The sequence below is a fragment of the Streptomyces sp. WM6378 genome (genome assembly GCF_001279695.1).
Lineage (GTDB): Bacteria > Actinomycetota > Actinomycetes > Streptomycetales > Streptomycetaceae > Streptomyces.
The window spans coordinates 87,587-104,782 of the sequence record NZ_LGDD01000070.1 but is presented as its reverse complement, the minus strand read 5'-3'; the positions used below and the strand labels follow the sequence as shown (position 1 = coordinate 104,782).

Genomic DNA, 17,196 nt, shown 5'->3' with positions numbered 1-17,196 from the left:
CTTGGCGACAGCCCGAAAAGGGGGCCCGCCCAGGGCCCGACTATGCTCGGTCAGCGCGTTCGTCGCCCGTACGCTGCCCGCCTCCCGAGCCCGCACTTCCAGGAGCACCGCATGGCCCTCAAGATCACTGTGATCGGCACCGGATACCTCGGAGCCACCCATGCCGCGGCCATGGCGGAGCTGGGGTTCGAGGTGCTCGGCCTGGACGTGGTCCCCGAGAAGATCGAGATGCTGGGCCAGGGACGCGTGCCGATGTACGAGCCCGGTCTGGAGGAGCTGCTCCGCAAGCACGTCGCGGGCATCGAGGGCGCGACCGGGCGGCTGCGCTTCACCACCTCCTGGGAGGAGGTCGGGGCGTTCGGCGATGTGCACTTCGTCTGCGTGAACACCCCGCAGAAGCACGGCGAGTACGCCTGTGACATGAGCTTCGTCGACTCCGCCTTCGGCTCGCTCGCCCCGCACCTGCGGGACGGCGCCCTCGTCGTGGGCAAGTCGACGGTGCCGGTCGGCTCGGCGGCCCGGCTCGCGGCCGCGCTGCCCGAGGGCGTGGAGCTGGCGTGGAACCCGGAGTTCCTGCGCGAGGGCTTCGCCGTCGACGACACCCTGCACCCGGACCGGATCGTGGTCGGCGTGGAGAGCGAGCGCGCCGAGAAGCTGCTCCGCGAGGTGTACGCGACCCCGGTCGGCGAGGGCTCGCCGTTCGTCGTGACCGACTTCCCGACCGCCGAGCTGGTCAAGACCGCGGCGAACTCCTTCCTCGCCACGAAGATCTCGTTCATCAACGCCATGGCCGAGGTGTGCGAGGCCGCCGACGGCGACGTGGTGAAGCTGGCCGAGGCCATCGGCCACGACGAGCGGATCGGGAAGAAGTTCCTGCGGGCCGGCATCGGCTTCGGCGGCGGCTGCCTGCCCAAGGACATCCGGGCGTTCATGGCGCGGGCCGGCGAGCTCGGCGCCGACCAGGCGCTGACCTTCCTGCGCGAGGTCGACTCGGTCAACATGCGCCGGCGCGGCCACATGGTGGAGCTGGCCCGCGAGGCGGTGGGCGGCGAGACCTTCCTCGGCAAGCGGGTCGCCGTCCTCGGCGCCACCTTCAAGCCCGACTCCGACGACGTGCGCGACTCCCCCGCGCTGAACGTCGCCGGGCAGATCCACCTCCAGGGCGGCCAGGTCACGGTGTACGACCCGAAGGGCATGGCCAACGCCCGCCGTCTCTTCCCCACGCTCGGCTACGCCGACTCGGCGTACGACGCGGTGCGGGGCGCCGACGTCGTGCTGCACCTGACCGAGTGGCGCGAGTTCCGCGACCTCGACCCGGCCGAGCTCGCGAAGGCGACCGCCGGCCGGATCATCCTGGACGGGCGCAACGCGCTGGACCCGGTCAAGTGGCGCGAGGCGGGCTGGACGTACCGCGCGATGGGGCGCCCGCGCGCCTGACGCACCCCGCGGCCAAAGCCCCGTTCAGGGCCCGTCGAGGTCCTCGATGGTGGCCTTCGACGGGGTCCTGCGCGGTGCCGTGGCGCGGGCAGTGAACTCCACGTCGCGGACGACCCGGGCGAAGTTCTCCCAGGTCAGCGCCGCGATTTCGGGATCGGTCCAGCCCCGGCCGAGGAGCTCGGCGATCAGCGTCGGATAGCAGGAGGCGTCTTCGAGACCGGCGGCGCGCGGGGCACCCCTGACCAGCCCGTACGTCCCCGCGAGGCCCACGTGGGTGGGCCCGGCCACATCCCGCACCCGCTCGATGTGATCGGCCACATCGCGTACGGAGACGGCCTGACCGCCCTGCTCGATCTGCTCGGGGGCGAAGCTGACCAGGCAGACCCCGCCGCTCGCGCCGAGCTCGGCGAGCAGCTCGTCGGAGGCGTTCAGCGGGTGCTTGGTGAGGGAGGCCGCCGCCGAGCGCGAGAGCAGCGCCGGGGCCCTGGAGTTGTCGATGGTGCGGCGCCAGGTGCCCGGGGCCGCGCCCGAGAGGTCGAGCAGCATCCCGAGCCGGTTCGCCTCGCGCACCACTTCCAGGCCGAAGCGGGTGAGCCCCGGCTCGGTCCAGCGGGTGCCCGGGCCCAGCGCGAGGATCCGCACACCGAGGACGTGGTACGCCCGCAGCGTGCCCAGCGAGTCGCCGAGCGCGTGCGCGGTCACGGGGCCGAGGAACGAGGCGATGCGGCCGCAGTTGCGGGCGTCCGCGAGGTCCCCGCCGGTCAGGGCGAGCCGCAGCCACTCCGGGTACGAGGCGATCAGCGAGCGGATCCGGTCCAGCCGTTCCAGGGTGACCCCGGCGGGGTCCGGGCAGTCGGCGTCCGCGGTCAGTGCCCAGAACTGCGCGCCTACCCCGCCGGCCCGCAGCCGCGGGATGTCCGTGTCCAGCCCGTTCTCGCCGACCTCCAGATCGTGCCAGGGGATCTGCCCGAGGGCCTTCGCCAGGGTGTTGTGCCCGTCGGCCACGGGGTGCGCGGCGAGCAGGTCCCGGGCCCGGGCCAGGCTGTCGGCGCTGTATTCCGGTACGGGTGGGGCGTCGGGGGGTGCGGGGATCGACGGATCGAGCTCGCCGGCCGCCGAGGTGTCCTCGGGGGCGTCCTGCAGGTCTGCCATGACGGGCTCCCGGCGTGTCGGCTGTGGCGGCAGGTACGGCCACGGTGGCACGCGGGGGCGGCGGGGTCACGGCGGGTGGGCCATTCGGGGCCCCTGCCCGACCCCGGGGCAGCTACTGGGGCTCCGCCCCAGATCCCGGGAGGCCCCCACCCCACCCCTTCCCTAAACCCGCCGGGGGTGAGGAAGAGGTGGGAAGCCGGTTTCCTGGGGCTCCGCCCCAGACCCCGTTCGCGCCTTGAGGGCGCTCGTCCTCAAACTCCCCCAAGGTCTTAAGGGCCAGGGGGGACCCCATGACGGGCTGGGGTTGCCCGTACCGCATGCTGCCAGGGGCGCGGGGAACTGCGCGACCCGCCGTCCACGGTCCGCAGCCGATCAGCGACGTACTCAGCCCCTCCGGCTTTGGAGGAGCGGGGGCCCGGGGGCAGCGCCCCCGGAGGCACCCCGGGTTACGCGTCCAGGTCTGCCAGCACCGCGTTCGACGGACCCCGCTGAGCGCGCAGCTCCCTGGAAACGGACTCCGCGTCGCGCAGCACCCGCACCGCGTTCGACCACGTCAGCTTCGCCAAGTCCGTCGAGGACCAGCCTCGGGACAGCAGCTCGGCCACCAGGTTCGGGTAGCCCGAGACGTCGTCCAGGCCGGACGGGGTGAACGCCGTGCCGTCGAAGTCGCCGCCGATGCCGATGTGGTCCACGCCCGCCACCTCCCGCATGTGGTCCAGGTGGTCCGCCACCGTCGCGGCCGTCGCGATGGGCCGGGGGTTGGCCGCCTCGAACGCCTCGTGGAGCTTCATGGCCTCGGGCGAGGTGTCCAGGTGGTGGTGCCCGTGCGCGCGCAGGTTCTCGTCGGCCGCCTGGGTCCAGGCCACCGCCGCCGGCAGGATGAACTTCGGGACGAACGTGGCCATGGCCACCCCGCCGTTGGCCGGCAGCTGGGCCAGCACGTCGTCCGGGATGTTGCGCGGGTGGTCGCAGATCGCCCGCGCCGAGGAGTGGGAGAAGATCACGGGGGCGACGGACGTCGACAGCGCGTCCCGCATCGTCGTCGCCGCCACGTGCGACAGGTCCACCAGCATGCCCGTGCGGTTCATCTCGCGTACGACCTCGTGGCCGAACGGCGAAAGGCCCCCCACCCCCGGCTCGTCCGTCGCCGAGTCCGCCCACGGCAGGTTGTCGTTGTGGGTCAGGGTCATGTAGCGGACGCCCAGCGCGTACAACGCCCGCAGTGTGGCGAGGGAGTTGTTGATCGAGTGGCCGCCCTCGGCGCCCTTCAGCGAGGCGATGCGGCCCTCGGTGCGGGCCGTCTCCATGTCGTCCGCAGTGAGCGCGGGCGCCAGGTCGCCGGGGTAGCGCGCCAGCATCTGGTCGACGCAGTCGATCTGCTCCAGGGTCGCGCTGACCGCCTCGTCGCCCGCCAGGTCGGTACGGACGTACACGGACCAGAACTGCGCGCCGACCCCGCCCGCCCGCAGCCGGGCGAGGTCGGTGTGGGTGCGGCCGGTCAGGTCGGTCGCGAGGTCGCAGCGGTCGAGGTCGTAACGGGCCTTGGCACGCAGTGCCCACGGCAGGTCGTTGTGGCCGTCGACGACGGGGTGGGCGGCGAGGAGAGTCCTGGCTTCTTCGAGGAAGGTCATGGGACTCACTTTCCGAATCCGAAGGCGCCCGAACCCTCGACCTTCGCCCGCAGCCGCTTGCCCTTCTCGGTGGCCTGGTCGTTGAGCTCCTGCTGGAACTCCCGCATGCGGGCGAGGAGTTCGGCGTCGTGCGTGGCCAGGATGCGCGCCGCGAGCAGGCCCGCGTTGCGCGCCCCGCCGACCGAGACGGTGGCGACCGGCACCCCGGCCGGCATCTGCACGATGGAGAGCAGCGAGTCCATGCCGTCGAGGTACTTGAGCGGGACCGGGACGCCGATGACCGGCAGCGGGGTGACCGAGGCCAGCATGCCGGGCAGGTGGGCGGCGCCGCCCGCGCCCGCGATGATCGCCTTCAGGCCGCGGTCCGCCGCGTGCTCGCCGTACGCGATCATCTCGTGCGGCATCCGGTGCGCGGAGACGACGTCGACCTCGTACCGGATCTCGAACTCGTCAAGCGCCTTGGCGGCGGCCTCCATGACCGGCCAGTCGGAGTCCGAGCCCATGACGATGCCGACGACAGGTCCGTTGACAGGGGTCGCGCTCATTCGGTGATCGTTCCTCTGAGGTAGTCGGCTGCGTGGCGGGCCCGCTCGCGGACGTCCGCGAGGTCGTCGCCGTAGGTGTTGACGTGGCCCACCTTGCGGCCGGGCTTCACGTCCTTTCCGTACATGTGGATCTTGAGCTGCGGATCCCGGGCCATGCAGTGCAGGTACGCGTAGTACATGTCCGGGTAGTCGCCGCCGAGCACGTTGCACATCACGGTCCACTTCGACCGCGGGCGCGGGTCGCCCAGGGGGAGGTCGAGGACGGCGCGGACGTGGTTGGCGAACTGCGAGGTGATCGCGCCGTCCTGGGTCCAGTGGCCGGAGTTGTGCGGGCGCATCGCCAGCTCGTTGACCAGGATGCGGCCGTCGCGCGTCTCGAAGAGCTCGACCGCGAGGTGGCCGACCACGCCCAGTTCGGAGGCGATGCGCAGGGCGAGCTCCTGTGCCTCGCCCGCCAACGCGTCGGCGAGGTCGGGCGCGGGGGCGATCACCGTGTCGCAGACCCCGCCGACCTGGATCGACTCGACGACCGGGTAGGCCACCGCCTGGTCGCTGGGGGAACGCACGACATTGGCCGCGAGCTCGCGGACGAAGTCCACCTTCTCCTCGGCCAGGACCGCGACCCCGGCCTTGAAGGCGTCCGCCGCGTCCGCCTCGGAGCGTACGAACCACACGCCCTTGCCGTCGTAGCCGCCGACGACGGTCTTGAGGATGACCGGGAAGCCGTCCCCTTCCGCCGCGAACGCCGAGACGTCCGCCGGGTCGGCCACGATGCGGTGGCGGGGGCAGGGCGCGCCGATCTCGCTGAGCCGGGCGCGCATCACCCCCTTGTCGTGGGCGTGCACCAACGCGTCGGGCCCCGGCCGGACGACGATGCCGTCCGCTTCCAGGGCCCGCAGGTGTTCGGTGGGGACGTGCTCGTGATCGAAAGTGATCACGTCACAGCCGCGCGCGAAGTCACGCAGCGTGTCCAGGTCGCGATAGTCGCCGATGACGACGTCGCTCACCACCTGGGCCGCCGAGTCCTGCGGGGTGTCACTGAGGAGCTTGAATCTGATGCCGAGGGGGATGCCCGCCTCGTGGGTCATGCGGGCGAGCTGACCGCCGCCGACCATGCCGACTACCGGGAACGTCACGCCTCCAGGGTATCCGCCGCCTCCGTGGGCCCTCCATGGCCGGGTTCCGCCCGGGGGAATCCGGATGCCCGGGGGCGTCGCGCGGAGGGGGTGGTTAGCATGGGCGGGTTGACTGGCACGAAAAGCACACCTACTCGGACGGGGCTGGGCGATCACCATGAGTGCACAGGGCGCGTCGCCATCGCGACTGCGACTGCTCGTCCGCGAGGTCGCCAAGTTCGGCGCCGTCGGCGGGCTCGGCGTGCTCGTGAACATGGGCGCCTTCAACCTGCTGCGGCACACGACCGACCTCCAGGTCGTGCGGGCCAGCCTGCTGGCCACCGCGATCGCGATCGCCTTCAACTACGTGGGGTTCCGCTACTTCACCTACCGCGACCGCGAGAAGAGCGGCCGGGCCCGTGAGCTCACCCTGTTCCTGCTGTTCAGCGTGGTCGGCGCGGTGATCGAGAACGGCATTCTGTACGCGGCGACGTACGGGTTCGGCTGGAACAGCCCGTGGCAGAACAACTTCTTCAAGTTCGCCGGCATCGGCATCGGCACGCTGTTCCGGTTCTGGTCCTACCGCACCTGGGTCTTCCGCGCGCTGCCCGCCCGGGAGGCCGTACAGACGGCGGAATCGTTTCTCGACGCCCCCCGGCCCGCCGTCCCCGCCAAGCGCTGACCGCGTGCGCTGAACCGGGACGGGTTCAGCGGATCGTCTCCGTACGCTCCGGCTCGCGGCGCCCCCGCGCCTCCCTGCTGAGGAACAGCGCGAACACCGCCGGCTGCTGCTGGAGCATTTCCAGTCGGCCCCCGTCGGCCTCCGCGAGGTCACGGGCTACGGCGAGGCCGATGCCCGTGGAGTTGCGGCCGCTGATGGTCCGCTCGAAGATCCGCGCGCCGAGGTCGGGACGTACGCCCGGACCCTCGTCGGTGACCTCGACCACGGCCTGGTTGCCGGTGACGCGGGTGCGCACCGCGACGGTGCCGCCGCCGTGCATCAGCGAGTTCTCGATCAGCGCGGCCAGTACTTGGGCGACCGCGCCCGGCGTGCCGACCGCCTTCAGACCGGTCTTGCCGGAGCGCACGATCGCGCGGCCCGCGCTGCGGTAGGCCGGGCGCCACTCCTCCAGCTGCTGCTTGACGACCTCGTCGAGGGAGAAGACCACGGCCGAACCTGTGCGCGGATCACGGTTGTTGGTGAGCAGGCGCTCCACGACGTCGGTGAGCCGCTCGACCTGGGTGAGCGCGATCGTGGCCTCTTCCTTGACCGTGTCGAGGTCGTCTGTGAGGGCGATCTCCTCCAGGCGCATGGAGAGCGCGGTCAGCGGCGTGCGCAGCTGGTGCGAGGCGTCCGCGGCGAGGCGGCGCTCGGCGGTGAGCATCCGGCCGATCCGGTCGGCCGAGGAGTCGAGCACATCGGCGACCCGGTCGAGCTCGGGCACCCCGTACCGCTTGTGGCGCGGGCGCGGGTCGCCGGAGCCGAGCCGCTCGGCGGTCTCGGCGAGGTCGGTGAGCGGGGATGCCAGCTTGTTGGCCTGGCGTACGGCCAGGAGCACCGCGGAGACGATGGCGAGCAGGGCCACCGCGCCGATGATCAGCAGTGTGCGCCCGACCTCCTTGGTGACCGTGGAGCGGGACTCCTCGACCAGGACGGCCTCGCCGCGCTCGCCCACGGCGGTGCCCTTGATGACGCTGCCCTCGGGCTTCTGGCCGATCTCCATCACCGGGCGGCCCGGGATCTCGATGCGGGCGTACCGCTTGGGGTCGATCTGTTCGTTCAGGACCTGCGCGTTGATCGTCTCGTTCGCCAGGGTGCGGCTGTCGACGACGGAGACCAGCCGCAGCGCCTCGGAGTTGACGCTCTCCTGGGCGCTGCTGCTGATGGTCCGCGTCTCGACGATGACGAGGGAGACGCCGAAGACCGCGATCACCACGAGAACGACCGCGAGTGTGGAGTTGATCAGTCGACGGCGCATGTGCGGAGGTGCTCTAGCTCTTCTCGAAGCGGAAGCCGACTCCGCGAACGGTGGCGATGTAGCGCGGGTTGGCCGCGTCGTCGCCGAGCTTCTTGCGCAGCCACGAGATGTGCATGTCGAGCGTCTTGGTCGAGGACCACCACGTGGTGTCCCAGACCTCGCGCATCAGCTGGTCACGGGTCACGACCCGGCCGGCGTCCCGCACCAGGACCCTGAGCAGGTCGAACTCCTTGGCGGTGAGCTGGAGCTCCTCGTCGCCCATCCAGGCGCGGTGCGACTCGACGTCGATCCGCACGCCGTGGGTGGCGGGCTGGGGCACCGGCTCGGTGGCGCCGCGGCGCAGCAGCGCCCGGACCCTGGCGAGCAGTTCGGCAAGGCGGAAGGGCTTGGTCACGTAGTCGTCGGCGCCGGCGTCGAGGCCGACCACGGTGTCCACCTCATCGGCGCGGGCGGTGAGCACGAGGATGGGGACGGTGTGTCCCTCGGAGCGCAGCCTCCGGGCGACTTCGAGGCCGTCCATGCCGGGGAGCCCCAGGTCGAGCACGACCAGGTCGGCGCCCCCCTGCAGTCCGGCGTCGAGGGCGGTCGGGCCGTCCTCGCGCACCTCGACCTCGTAACCCTCCCTGCGCAGGGCGCGGGCCAGTGGCTCCGAGATGGACGCGTCGTCCTCGGCGAGCAGTACACGGGTCATGGAGGTGATGGTAGTCCGCGGCGGCGACAATGCGTCAGGTGATCCACCCACCCTGCGGGTCTACCAAGCGATCTTGATTAACACCTTCGAATCAGGGTCAGTGGTTCCAGGTATGCCTGTGATCCATCTCTCAAGTCCTTCCATATGCCGCAGTCTGGTGACGTATGGTGTGCCAACGCCTATAGCACTACACGGGGACCTTTGGCTTGCTTGGCGCGCCAAGGGTCTCTTTTCTGCACAAGACGGGCTTTGCCAGTCTTGAGACCAGTGAATGACCTACGGGCCGGGCCCCAGCGCGAAGAAGCGCAAGGGGTGTGGATCCCGGTGTGGGCTGTCCTTCCCGCGCTCCCCCACGGAGCCGGACCCCAAAGGCGTTGGGGGGACAGTAGCCATGCCGGTGCCGGCCCTCCCCCACCGGGCGCGACTCAACGCTCACGAAGCGCGCGTCCCGAGCAAGCAAGGATCGACCATGGCGTCCAGCCTGACGAAGGACTCCGCCAGTACCACTGGCACCGAGAAGACCTTCCTCGGCCACCCCCGCGGCCTGGCCAACCTCTTCATGACGGAGATGTGGGAGCGCTACAGCTTCTACGGCATGCGGGCCCTGCTCGTGCTCTACCTGGTCGCCCCGGCGTCCCAGGGCGGGCTCGGGTTCAACATGGCCACGGCCACCGCGATCTACTCCGTGTACAACGCGATGGTGTACCTGCTCGCCCTGCCGGGCGGCTGGCTCGCCGACCGCGCCTGGGGTGCCCGCAAGACGGTCGCCGTCGGCGGCACGATCATCATGATCGGCCACTTCCTCCTGGCCGTTCCGGTCGAGATCTCGTTCTTCATCGGTCTCGCGGCCATCGCGATCGGCTCGGGTCTCCTCAAGGCCAACATCTCCACGATGGTCGGCCACCTGTACCCGGACAAGAACGACCCGCGTCGCGACGGTGGCTTCACGGTCTTCTACATGGGCATCAACCTCGGTGCCTTCGCCGCCCCGCTGACCATCGGCACCGTCGGCCAGAACGTCAACTGGCACTTCGGCTTCGCCCTCGCCGGTGTGGGTATGGCCCTTGGTCTGCTGTTCTTCTTCCTCGGTACCCGCCACATGTCGGCGGACAGCGACGTCGTCCCGACGCCGATGTCCGAGGCCGAGCGCGCCGGGATCATCAAGAAGGTCCTGCTGTGGCTGGCCGTCGCGGTCGTCGCCTACGGCGCCCTCGCGGTCTCGGGTCACTTCACGGTCGACTGGGCCATCTGGCCGCTGACCATCGCGGGCCTCGTCATCCCGGCCTGGTACCTGATGCGCATCAAGCGTGACAAGGACCTCGACCAGGTCTCGCAGTCCCGCATGTCGGCGTACGTCTGGTTCTTCGTCGCCGCGGCCGTCTTCTGGGGCATCTACGACCAGACCGGCTCGACGCTGAGCGTGTTCGCGCAGGACAAGACCGCGAACAACCTGTTCGGCCTGAACTTCCCGTCCAGCTGGTTCCAGTCCCTGAACCCGCTGTACGTGATGGCCCTGGCGCCGGTCTTCGCCTGGCTCTGGGTGTACCTGAGCAAGCGCCGCCAGGAGCCGAGCACGCTGTCGAAGTTCGCCTTCGGCCTCACGCTCATCGGCGCCTCGTTCTTCGTGATGATGCTGGCCCAGGCCGCCGCGTCCGGCGACGTCAAGGTCACCCCGCTGTGGCTGTGCAGCGTCTACCTGATCCAGACCATCGGCGAGCTGACGCTCTCCCCGGTCGGGCTCTCGCTGACCACCAAGCTGGCGCCGGAGAAGTACGCCTCCCAGATGATGGGCGTCTGGTTCCTGGCCGTCACGGCCGGCGACTCGGTCATCGCGCTGCTCCAGCTGATCGGTGCGCCGACCGACTCTACGTACTGGTTCGCCAGCCAGGGCGGGCTCGCCGTCCTCGCGGGTGTCGCGATCTTCATGTTCCGCAGGAAGGTCAAGCCGCTCATGGGTGGCGTGCACTAAGCACCGCCTGCCCGATCGTCCGTACGCGAAGAGCCGCCGCACCTTTCCGGTGCGGCGGCTCTTCGCGTTCCCCAGGGGCGTCAGCGGGTGCCGCGCAGGCGCCTCCACGGGGTGAAGGTGAAGATCGCGCCGCCCAGTAGGATCACCGTGCCGGCGACCAGGCCGAGTGCGCGCAGGGCACCCGTGTCGCTCGCGCCGGTCTGGGCGAGGCCGCCGGAGGTCGAGGAGCCGGTGGCTCCCGACGTGCCCGTGGTGCCCGCCGTGCCCGCGGAGCCGCTGCCGCCGGCCGCGCCCCCGGGCTGGGCCGCCGTGTCGAGCTCCAGGGAGACCGGCGCCGAGCCGGAGACCTTGCACGGGATGTGGATCGGCGAGCCGCCCAGGGTGACGTCGATGGACAGGTCGCCCGGGCTCAGCGTGGACTTGCCGGAGGCGCCCGGCTTGTAGGTGCCCGTCATGTCGGTGAGGCTCACCGGGGCGCCCGCCTTGATCGGGTCGGGGTTGGCCGGGCCCGTGACGGCCACCGAGCCCTTGTCGGCGCCGCCGACGACGACCTGCATGGACGGCTTGAGCGCGCCCGCCGGAAGGTCGGCCGGGCTGTTCATGACGCCCTTGGCGGTCTTGACGGTGAGGTCGTAACTCCCGCCGTTCTTCTTGGCGTTGATGGTCACCTTGGACTGGATGCCGGCCGGGCCGGGCGACGTGCAGGCGAAGTTGACGGCGACTTCCTTGCCGGGGAAGTCGCTCTGGCCACCGCTGCCGCCGGTGGTTCCGCCGGCCGTCGAGCCGCCGGAGGTGGAGCCGCCTGTCGCGGTGCCGCCGCTGGTGGTGCCGCCCGAGGTCGTCGTGCCGCCGGTGGTGGACCCGCCGGTCGTCCCCCCGGAGGTCGTCGTGCCGCCCGACGTGGACCCGCCGGTCGTGCCACCGGCCGTGGTGCCGCCGGAGGTCCCGCCGGACGTGCCGCCCGCGTCCGTCACCTTGATCGTCGCACCGACCCCGACGGCCGCCTTCGGCGTGCACTTGGTGTCCGTCGACATGATCTGGTTGACGTTGATGTTGTACGCGTCCGGCGTCAGGGTGACGTCGCCCGCCTTGGTCAGCTTCAGCTTGGCCGTCATGTCCGACAGGATCATCGGGCTGTTCTTGGGGATCGGCGGGTTCTGCCGGGGGCCCTTCATCGGGATGTCGGCGCTCTGCGCGCCGCCCGCCTTGAGGGTGCCGGTCGGCAGGACGACGTCCTTGTTGAGGTCGAGGACGTTCGGGTTGTTCGACGCGGCCTGGGTGAACTTCCAGACGACGTCGACCACGTCGCCCACCTTGGCCGTGGCGGGCGCGGTGATCTGCACCTTCGTCGTCCCCTCGACCGGCGGCAGACCGGAGATGGACGGCGGTATGCACTCGGTGGCGTACGAGACTTCGGCTGCTTGTGCGGGGCCTGCGGCCAGCATGATCCCCGCGCCGCCGAGCATCAGCGCGAGACCGGCCGCGCTCATCCTCCGTTGCGTGGTCACGGTTTTCCCTTCGTCGTGGGACGTTGTGGACGGTTGGGGTGGTTCTCGGTCGGTGCGGAGTCGGGGGTGAACCACGGCAGCGCGGCCGTGGTCCCGTTCGGGGCGCCGCTCCTGTCCGGCCCCGGCTCGGCGGGCGGCCTCTTCCGCTCGCCCGGCGCGGGCCCCGACTTCGGGAGCCGCAGGGTCACTTCGGGCAGCCGCACGCCGCGGTGCCGGGCCGGGCCGACCCGCTTCGGGTCGCGCGGGCGCAGCCGGTCGACCACGGCCATGCCGATGCGGAAGACGGCGGCGGGCACCACCAGGCAGAGCAGCACCCAGAAGAAGGTCACCCCCCAGGGGCGGTCCACCCCCCACGGCTCGGTCGCGAGCAGCTTCTTCGCGTACTGGAGCGAGACCTGGTAGTCGCCGTGGGCGCCGGCCGACAGCTCGAAGTCGAGCTTGATCTCGGCCTTCTGGCCGGGCTGGACGGTGCCCTTCCACTGCCGGTCCTCCCACTGCGGCGCGAACACGCCGTGAGAGGTACCGAGCTGGAAGACGGGATCCTTGACGGGGGCCGAGCCCAGGTTGCCGACGGTGAAGACCAGGGTGCGGCTCGGCGGCGCGCCGAACCAGGTCAGCAGGGAGCTGCTGCCGTCGAGGCGGGGCTCGGCGAGGACGGCGAGCTTCCCGTCGCCGGTCTGGGTCGGCAGCGGCGCCACCGGATGCCCGGTGATCTTCAACTCGGCGTCCACGACGGCCTGTTCGCCCTGCACGGTCGCCACGTGGACGACGCAGGGGCAGGGCTTGGGCGGCGGTGCGGCGAGGAGCACCTTGCTGAAGGAGCCCTTGGCGTCGGTGGTGACGGCCTGGCCGTCCGCGTTGGAGCAGGAGTTGGTGCCGCCGATGACGCCGTTGTCCGGGTCGGACTGCCCGCAGACGAGCAGCATGAGCAGCGCGCCGGGCCGCCAGCCCTGGCCGGTGACGGTGATGTCGGCGCCCTTGGCGGCCTCGGCCTGGGAGAGCGCCACGGTGGGCGCGGGCTTGTCGGCGTCGGCGTACGAGGGTCCGGTCATCGGCAGCGCGAGCAGGCCGAGCAGCAGCAGGACGAGGGCCGGGCCCCTCCGGCGTGGCTTCACTGAAGAGCTCCTGTCTGCGCCAACTCGCGTTCTGCTACGGGTAGTTCATCGATCCCGGCGACGCGGCGTCCGCGCCGCCGTACGAGCCGGAGGGCCCCGGCCGCGCCGCCGAGCAGCACCAGGCCCGCCACCGCGACCGCGACCCGCGGCACGAAGGCGGCGCTCGCCTCGGCGGTGGAGCGGGCGCCGCCGTCCGCGGTGACGTCGAGGCGGACGGTGACCCGGTCGAGGGCGGGCGGGTGCGCCCAGGGTTCGCTCAGCTCGACGCGCTGGCCGGGCAGGAGCTCGACCGGCAGGGTCCGGGCCGGGCGGTCCAGGGCGCGGCCGAACACTCCGTCGGCGCGCAGCGCGAGGCGCGGGGTCAGGGCGGTGTTGCCCCGGTTGACCAGGGCGTAGCGGATGAGTCCACGGGCCTTGTCGATGCGTACGGACTCGACGGTCAGGGCACTCAACGTCGGCCCGGCGACCCGGAGTTGGAGGCGTACGCCGACCTCGCGGCCGCCCGCCGTGGCGACCAGGGCCGCGGGGTGGTCGCCGGGCTGCGCGCTCGCCGGGACGGTGACCGCGAAGGGCACGTCGGCGCGGGTGTGCGGCGGGACCTTCACCTCGGGCGCGGCGAGGGCGATCCAGGGGTCGGGCGCCCGGCGCACGGCGAAGGCCCCGTCGGCGGTGTTGTACGCGGCGGCGCCGCGCAGCTTCAGCGTCAGCGGGGTGCCGGTCGGGTTGCTCAGCGAGACCTTGTCCTCAAGGACCGTGCCGGGTGGGCCCTCCAGGTAGAAGTAGGGCCTCCCATCGGCGCTCGGGCGGGTCCCGCCGCCGGATGCGGGCGCGGCGGTCCAGTCCTCGCTCGCTGCCGGTGCGCCGTGCGCGGCGGGCGCCGAGAGCGCGCACAGCAGCAGGGCCGCGGCCGGCAGGGCCAGGCGGATCGGACGCATCGGCGGCTCCTCGGGTGCGAGGGGTTCCCCTTGCGGGGGCGTACGGGAGTGGGCGGTCAGGCCCGCTGGCCCCGGCGGGTCAGCCACAGCACTCCGGCCGCGCCGACCAGGACCACCGTGCCGCCGAGGGTGCCGAGCGCCACGGCCGAGTCCAGGGGGCCGGTCTTGGGCAGGGCAGCCGGGGCCGGGGTGCCGCCCGAACCGCCGCTGGTGCCGCCCGAGCCACTGGCTCCGGTGACGTCGAGTTCCAGGGAGGGCCCGGGGCTGTTGCTCGCGGTGCAGGTCGTGGTGGTGCCGAGCGCCTTGATGGTGAGGACGCCGGCGGTGAAGGTGACCTTGCCGTTGGCCTTGGGGACGTAGGTGCCCGACAAGTCGCTGATCTTGATGGGCGTATTGGCGGGTATCTCCGCGGAGTTGGCGGGGCCCTTGACCGCGAGGGTGCCCTTGTCGGCGCCGCCGAGGTTGATCACCGCGCTCGGGTTCATCGCGCCAGCGCCGAGCGCGACCGGGCTGGAGGAGACGCCCTTCTGGAAGGTCATGGTCACGTTGTAGGAACTGCCGCTCTTGACCGCCTTGATGTCGATGGGCGACACCGCGCTCTTGGCGCCGATCGGGGTCTGGCAGTTGTAGTTGACGTCGACGACGGAGGCCTGGGCGGCCGGTGCGGTGATCAGCACCACCGAGCCCGCGACCGCTGCCGCCAGCGCGAGAGCTGTCCTCTTCTGGTACGACACCTCTGGTTCCCCTCATACCGGTTCTGCCGGAGGCCGCCAAGTTACTGACGGCACATCAGATTGGGCGCTCAAGGTACGCCGGGGAGGTTGTCGAGGGAAGACAAAGAACAGGGTGGGATCGAGGTGTGGACATGCCTGTGGACCGGCGGCCCGAACCGCCGGTAACCGTGAACAGGAGTTACGCGGGTGCCGCGAGTTCCGCCCAGACCGTCTTGCCGGCCACCCCGGGCGTGCGCACCACGCCCCAGTCGAGGCACAGCCGCTGCACGATGAACATCCCGTGCCCGCCGGGCCGCCCCGCGCGGTGCGGGGTGCGCGGCGCGGGCTGGCCCGTACCGAGGTCGCTGACCTCAAGGCGCAGCACCTTGGAGGTGTGCGAGACGCGCAGGCCTTCGGGGCCCTCGGCGTGCAGGCAGGCGTTGGTGACCAGCTCGGAGACGACGAGCAGCACGTCCTCGCAGGCGGCCCGGCCCTCGGCGGTCGCCGCCGGCAGCCAGCCCCAGTCGTAGAGGGCCTGCCGGGTGAAGTCGCGGGCCATCGGGACGATGCCGCTCGCCCCGTTCAGCGCGAGGACGCGCGAGGACACGGCGGGTCCCGCACCGTCGGATTCCGACGGCACGGCACCGGGCCGCGCGCCATGGGGCTCGGGCCCGCGGTCGCCCGGAGCCTGCTCCCGGGTGGTGCTCATCAGCGCTTCACCTCACCGATTCGCCAATGTCTTCAGTCTGCTCTCCTGCCCGGACGAATCGGGGTCAGTCACACAGAGCGGTATCGAGCGAATCATGCACGGTGAAGACCGCCTCCGCCCCCGTGATCTCGAATACTCGCGCCACGACGGGCTGCATCGCCACCAGATGGACCCCGCCGCCGAGCTCCTCCGCCTTGAGGCGGGCGCCGAGCAGCACGTTCAGTCCGGTGGAGTCGCAGAATTCGAGCTGCGAGCAGTCGACGACGAGCCGGGTGCGCCCTTGGGCGATGGCTTCTTCCAGGGGCTCCCTGAGCAGATCCGCGGTGTGGTGATCGAGCTCACCCGCCGGAGTCAGGATCTCGCTGCGACCCACGGTGCGGACTCCGACCCGGAGCCGGCCCCGATTCGTGCTGCCGACCGTGCCGCGGTCCATGCCGTCCCTCTTCGCCGAATCGTCGTAACTTCCCAAGAACACTACGCCTTCCCTACGCCTTCCAGAACCCGAACATCCCATCAAAGCGGACATAGCGGGGCAAAGAAGCCTTGCGGGAGCGTGCTCAAAGCGGGTAGGGGTAGTAGGGACAGCTATTCAACACGACCGGCCACGGAGGCGCCGCACACCGCGGACAACACGTATGGGCATCGGCAGCCATATGCCGAGAACGATGGAGGAGACCCATGTCACCCCGGCTCGACGAATCGCAAGCGGATACGTCGATCAAGCAGGATCCGCAGGACATCCGCCCCCCGCATGCACGATCGCACGAACCGGAAGGCCTTGAGGGCCTTCCCGAGATTCCACCCTTCACCGAGGTCGGCCCCGTCGACGCGCGGGCCCTTTCGAAGACGCTCTTCGCCCGCCTCGACGCCCTCGAAGAGGGCACGCACGAGTACGCGTACGTACGCAACACGCTCGTCGAACTGAACCTGGCCCTGGTCAAGTTCGCCGCATCGCGCTTCCGCTCCCGCAGCGAGCCGATGGAGGACATCATCCAGGTCGGCACCATCGGCCTGATCAAGGCGATCGACCGGTTCGAGTTCGACCGCGGCGTGGAGTTCCCCACCTTCGCGATGCCGACCATCGTCGGCGAGATCAAGCGCTTCTTCCGCGACACCTCCTGGTCCGTGCGCGTCCCGCGCAGGCTGCAGGAACTCCGTCTGGACCTCGCCAAGGCGGGCGACGAGCTCGCCCAGCAGCTGGACCGCTCGGCCACGGTGGGCGAGCTCGCCGAACGCCTCGGCATCACCAAGGAAGAGGTCGTCGAAGGCATGGCGGCGAGCAACGCGTACACCGCGAGCTCGCTGGACGCGCAGCCCGAGGAGGACGACTCCGAAGGCGCGCTCACCGACCGCATCGGCTACGAGGACCACGACCTCGAAGGCGTCGAGTACGTCGAGTCGCTGAAGCCGCTGATCGCCGAACTCCCCGCCAGGGACCGGAAGATCCTCTCGCTGCGCTTCGTCGCCAACATGACGCAGTCCGAGATCGGCGAGGAGCTCGGCATCTCCCAGATGCACGTCTCCCGGCTGCTCTCGCGCACCCTGCGCAAGCTCCGCAAGGGGCTGACACTCGAAGAATGAGACCGGTCGGCCCACGAGTGCCGCACACCTGTCCGAAGGGCCCGTTCCGTCAAGGTACGGGCCCTTCCGCATTGTTGACGAAGCGGTGCGGACTGGGTCACATTGAGCGCTGGGGA

At 71.0% G+C, this 17,196-nt stretch carries 16 protein-coding genes; 4 read left to right on the top strand and 12 right to left on the bottom strand.

Translation table 11 applies throughout. The features are described from left to right. Positions 1–111: 111 nt before the first annotated feature. A complete protein-coding gene (locus ADK54_RS09405; protein WP_053725088.1) occupies positions 112–1,437 on the top strand; it encodes a UDP-glucose dehydrogenase family protein in 1,326 nt (441 codons plus the stop codon). A 24-nt stretch (positions 1,438–1,461) separates the two neighbouring features. Here ADK54_RS09405 and ADK54_RS09400 read toward each other — a convergent pair whose 3' ends face one another. From ADK54_RS09400 to ADK54_RS09385, 4 genes are all read right to left on the bottom strand, one after another. Then, positions 1,462–2,589, bottom strand: a complete 1,128-nt coding sequence (locus tag ADK54_RS09400) for a dipeptidase (RefSeq protein WP_053725087.1) — start codon at positions 2,587–2,589, stop codon at positions 1,462–1,464. A 446-nt stretch (positions 2,590–3,035) separates the two neighbouring features. Then, positions 3,036–4,220: a dipeptidase gene (locus tag ADK54_RS09395; RefSeq protein ID WP_053725086.1), complete on the bottom strand. Its 1,185-nt coding sequence runs from the start codon at positions 4,218–4,220 to the stop codon at positions 3,036–3,038. A 5-nt stretch (positions 4,221–4,225) separates the two neighbouring features. Next, entirely contained in the window at positions 4,226–4,765 is a 540-nt protein-coding gene (gene purE, locus ADK54_RS09390) for a 5-(carboxyamino)imidazole ribonucleotide mutase (protein ID WP_053725085.1), read from the bottom strand. Next, the gene (locus ADK54_RS09385; RefSeq protein ID WP_078966235.1) at positions 4,762–5,901 is read right to left on the bottom strand and encodes a 5-(carboxyamino)imidazole ribonucleotide synthase; all 1,140 of its coding nucleotides are present in this window, start codon (positions 5,899–5,901) and stop codon (positions 4,762–4,764) included. The genes purE and ADK54_RS09385 overlap by 4 nt, the downstream gene beginning before the upstream one ends. 157 nt (positions 5,902–6,058) lie before the next feature. On the opposite strand from ADK54_RS09385, the gene ADK54_RS09380 reads away from it, so the two are divergent. Beyond that, positions 6,059–6,562, top strand: coding sequence for a GtrA family protein (locus tag ADK54_RS09380; protein ID WP_053725084.1), 504 nt, complete (start codon positions 6,059–6,061; stop codon positions 6,560–6,562). 25 nt (positions 6,563–6,587) lie between these two features. Here ADK54_RS09380 and ADK54_RS09375 read toward each other — a convergent pair whose 3' ends face one another. Together ADK54_RS09375 and ADK54_RS09370 are read right to left on the bottom strand one after the other, a co-directional pair. Then, on the bottom strand, positions 6,588–7,859 hold the full coding sequence (locus ADK54_RS09375) for an ATP-binding protein (protein WP_053725083.1): 1,272 nt from the start codon (positions 7,857–7,859) through the stop codon (positions 6,588–6,590). A gap of 13 nt (positions 7,860–7,872) precedes the next feature. Next, positions 7,873–8,550, bottom strand: a complete 678-nt coding sequence (locus tag ADK54_RS09370; protein WP_053725082.1) for a response regulator transcription factor — start codon at positions 8,548–8,550, stop codon at positions 7,873–7,875. A 469-nt stretch (positions 8,551–9,019) separates the two neighbouring features. Here ADK54_RS09370 and ADK54_RS09365 point away from each other — a divergent pair, with 469 nt between their 5' ends. Then, entirely contained in the window at positions 9,020–10,519 is a 1,500-nt protein-coding gene (locus tag ADK54_RS09365) for a peptide MFS transporter (protein ID WP_053725081.1), read from the top strand. A gap of 80 nt (positions 10,520–10,599) precedes the next feature. Here the strand turns inward: ADK54_RS09365 and ADK54_RS09360 are convergent, their stop codons facing one another. The 6 genes from ADK54_RS09360 to ADK54_RS09335 form a co-directional block, all read right to left on the bottom strand. After that, entirely contained in the window at positions 10,600–12,009 is a 1,410-nt protein-coding gene (locus tag ADK54_RS09360; RefSeq protein WP_053725080.1) for a hypothetical protein, read from the bottom strand. A gap of 14 nt (positions 12,010–12,023) precedes the next feature. After that, positions 12,024–13,079 (bottom strand): hypothetical protein, encoded by a 1,056-nt coding sequence (locus ADK54_RS09355; protein WP_234391983.1) that lies wholly within the window; start codon positions 13,077–13,079, stop codon positions 12,024–12,026. Between the two features lie 59 nt (positions 13,080–13,138). After that, the gene (locus tag ADK54_RS09350; protein WP_053725078.1) at positions 13,139–14,077 is read right to left on the bottom strand and encodes a hypothetical protein; all 939 of its coding nucleotides are present in this window, start codon (positions 14,075–14,077) and stop codon (positions 13,139–13,141) included. A 56-nt stretch (positions 14,078–14,133) separates the two neighbouring features. Further along, the gene (locus ADK54_RS09345; RefSeq protein ID WP_053725077.1) at positions 14,134–14,811 is read right to left on the bottom strand and encodes a hypothetical protein; all 678 of its coding nucleotides are present in this window, start codon (positions 14,809–14,811) and stop codon (positions 14,134–14,136) included. Positions 14,812–14,989: 178 nt separating this feature from the next. Next, on the bottom strand, positions 14,990–15,499 hold the full coding sequence (locus ADK54_RS09340) for an ATP-binding protein (RefSeq protein ID WP_053725076.1): 510 nt from the start codon (positions 15,497–15,499) through the stop codon (positions 14,990–14,992). A 64-nt stretch (positions 15,500–15,563) separates the two neighbouring features. Further along, the gene (locus ADK54_RS09335) at positions 15,564–15,932 is read right to left on the bottom strand and encodes an STAS domain-containing protein (RefSeq protein WP_053725107.1); all 369 of its coding nucleotides are present in this window, start codon (positions 15,930–15,932) and stop codon (positions 15,564–15,566) included. A 245-nt stretch (positions 15,933–16,177) separates the two neighbouring features. Here ADK54_RS09335 and ADK54_RS09330 point away from each other — a divergent pair, with 245 nt between their 5' ends. Then, a complete protein-coding gene (locus tag ADK54_RS09330) occupies positions 16,178–17,080 on the top strand; it encodes an RNA polymerase sigma factor SigF (RefSeq protein WP_053725075.1) in 903 nt (300 codons plus the stop codon). Positions 17,081–17,196 lie beyond the last annotated feature (116 nt).

Excerpts from the sequence above, each read along its gene's own strand:
- ADK54_RS09405 (WP_053725088.1), top strand. The coding sequence starts at position 112 with ATGGCCCTCAAGATCACTGTGATCGGCACCGGATACCTCGGAGCCACC.
- ADK54_RS09400 (WP_053725087.1), bottom strand. The coding sequence starts at position 2,589 with ATGGCAGACCTGCAGGACGCCCCCGAGGACACCTCGGCGGCCGGCGAG.
- ADK54_RS09395 (WP_053725086.1), bottom strand. The coding sequence starts at position 4,220 with ATGACCTTCCTCGAAGAAGCCAGGACTCTCCTCGCCGCCCACCCCGTC.
- purE (WP_053725085.1), bottom strand. The coding sequence starts at position 4,765 with ATGAGCGCGACCCCTGTCAACGGACCTGTCGTCGGCATCGTCATGGGC.
- ADK54_RS09380 (WP_053725084.1), top strand. The coding sequence starts at position 6,059 with ATGAGTGCACAGGGCGCGTCGCCATCGCGACTGCGACTGCTCGTCCGC.
- ADK54_RS09375 (WP_053725083.1), bottom strand. The coding sequence starts at position 7,859 with ATGCGCCGTCGACTGATCAACTCCACACTCGCGGTCGTTCTCGTGGTG.
- ADK54_RS09370 (WP_053725082.1), bottom strand. The coding sequence starts at position 8,550 with ATGACCCGTGTACTGCTCGCCGAGGACGACGCGTCCATCTCGGAGCCA.
- ADK54_RS09365 (WP_053725081.1), top strand. The coding sequence starts at position 9,020 with ATGGCGTCCAGCCTGACGAAGGACTCCGCCAGTACCACTGGCACCGAG.
- ADK54_RS09360 (WP_053725080.1), bottom strand. The coding sequence starts at position 12,009 with ATGAGCGCGGCCGGTCTCGCGCTGATGCTCGGCGGCGCGGGGATCATG.
- ADK54_RS09355 (WP_234391983.1), bottom strand. The coding sequence starts at position 13,079 with ATGACCGGACCCTCGTACGCCGACGCCGACAAGCCCGCGCCCACCGTG.
- ADK54_RS09350 (WP_053725078.1), bottom strand. The coding sequence starts at position 14,077 with ATGCGTCCGATCCGCCTGGCCCTGCCGGCCGCGGCCCTGCTGCTGTGC.
- ADK54_RS09340 (WP_053725076.1), bottom strand. The coding sequence starts at position 15,499 with ATGAGCACCACCCGGGAGCAGGCTCCGGGCGACCGCGGGCCCGAGCCC.
- ADK54_RS09335 (WP_053725107.1), bottom strand. The coding sequence starts at position 15,932 with ATGGACCGCGGCACGGTCGGCAGCACGAATCGGGGCCGGCTCCGGGTC.
- ADK54_RS09330 (WP_053725075.1), top strand. The coding sequence starts at position 16,178 with ATGTCACCCCGGCTCGACGAATCGCAAGCGGATACGTCGATCAAGCAG.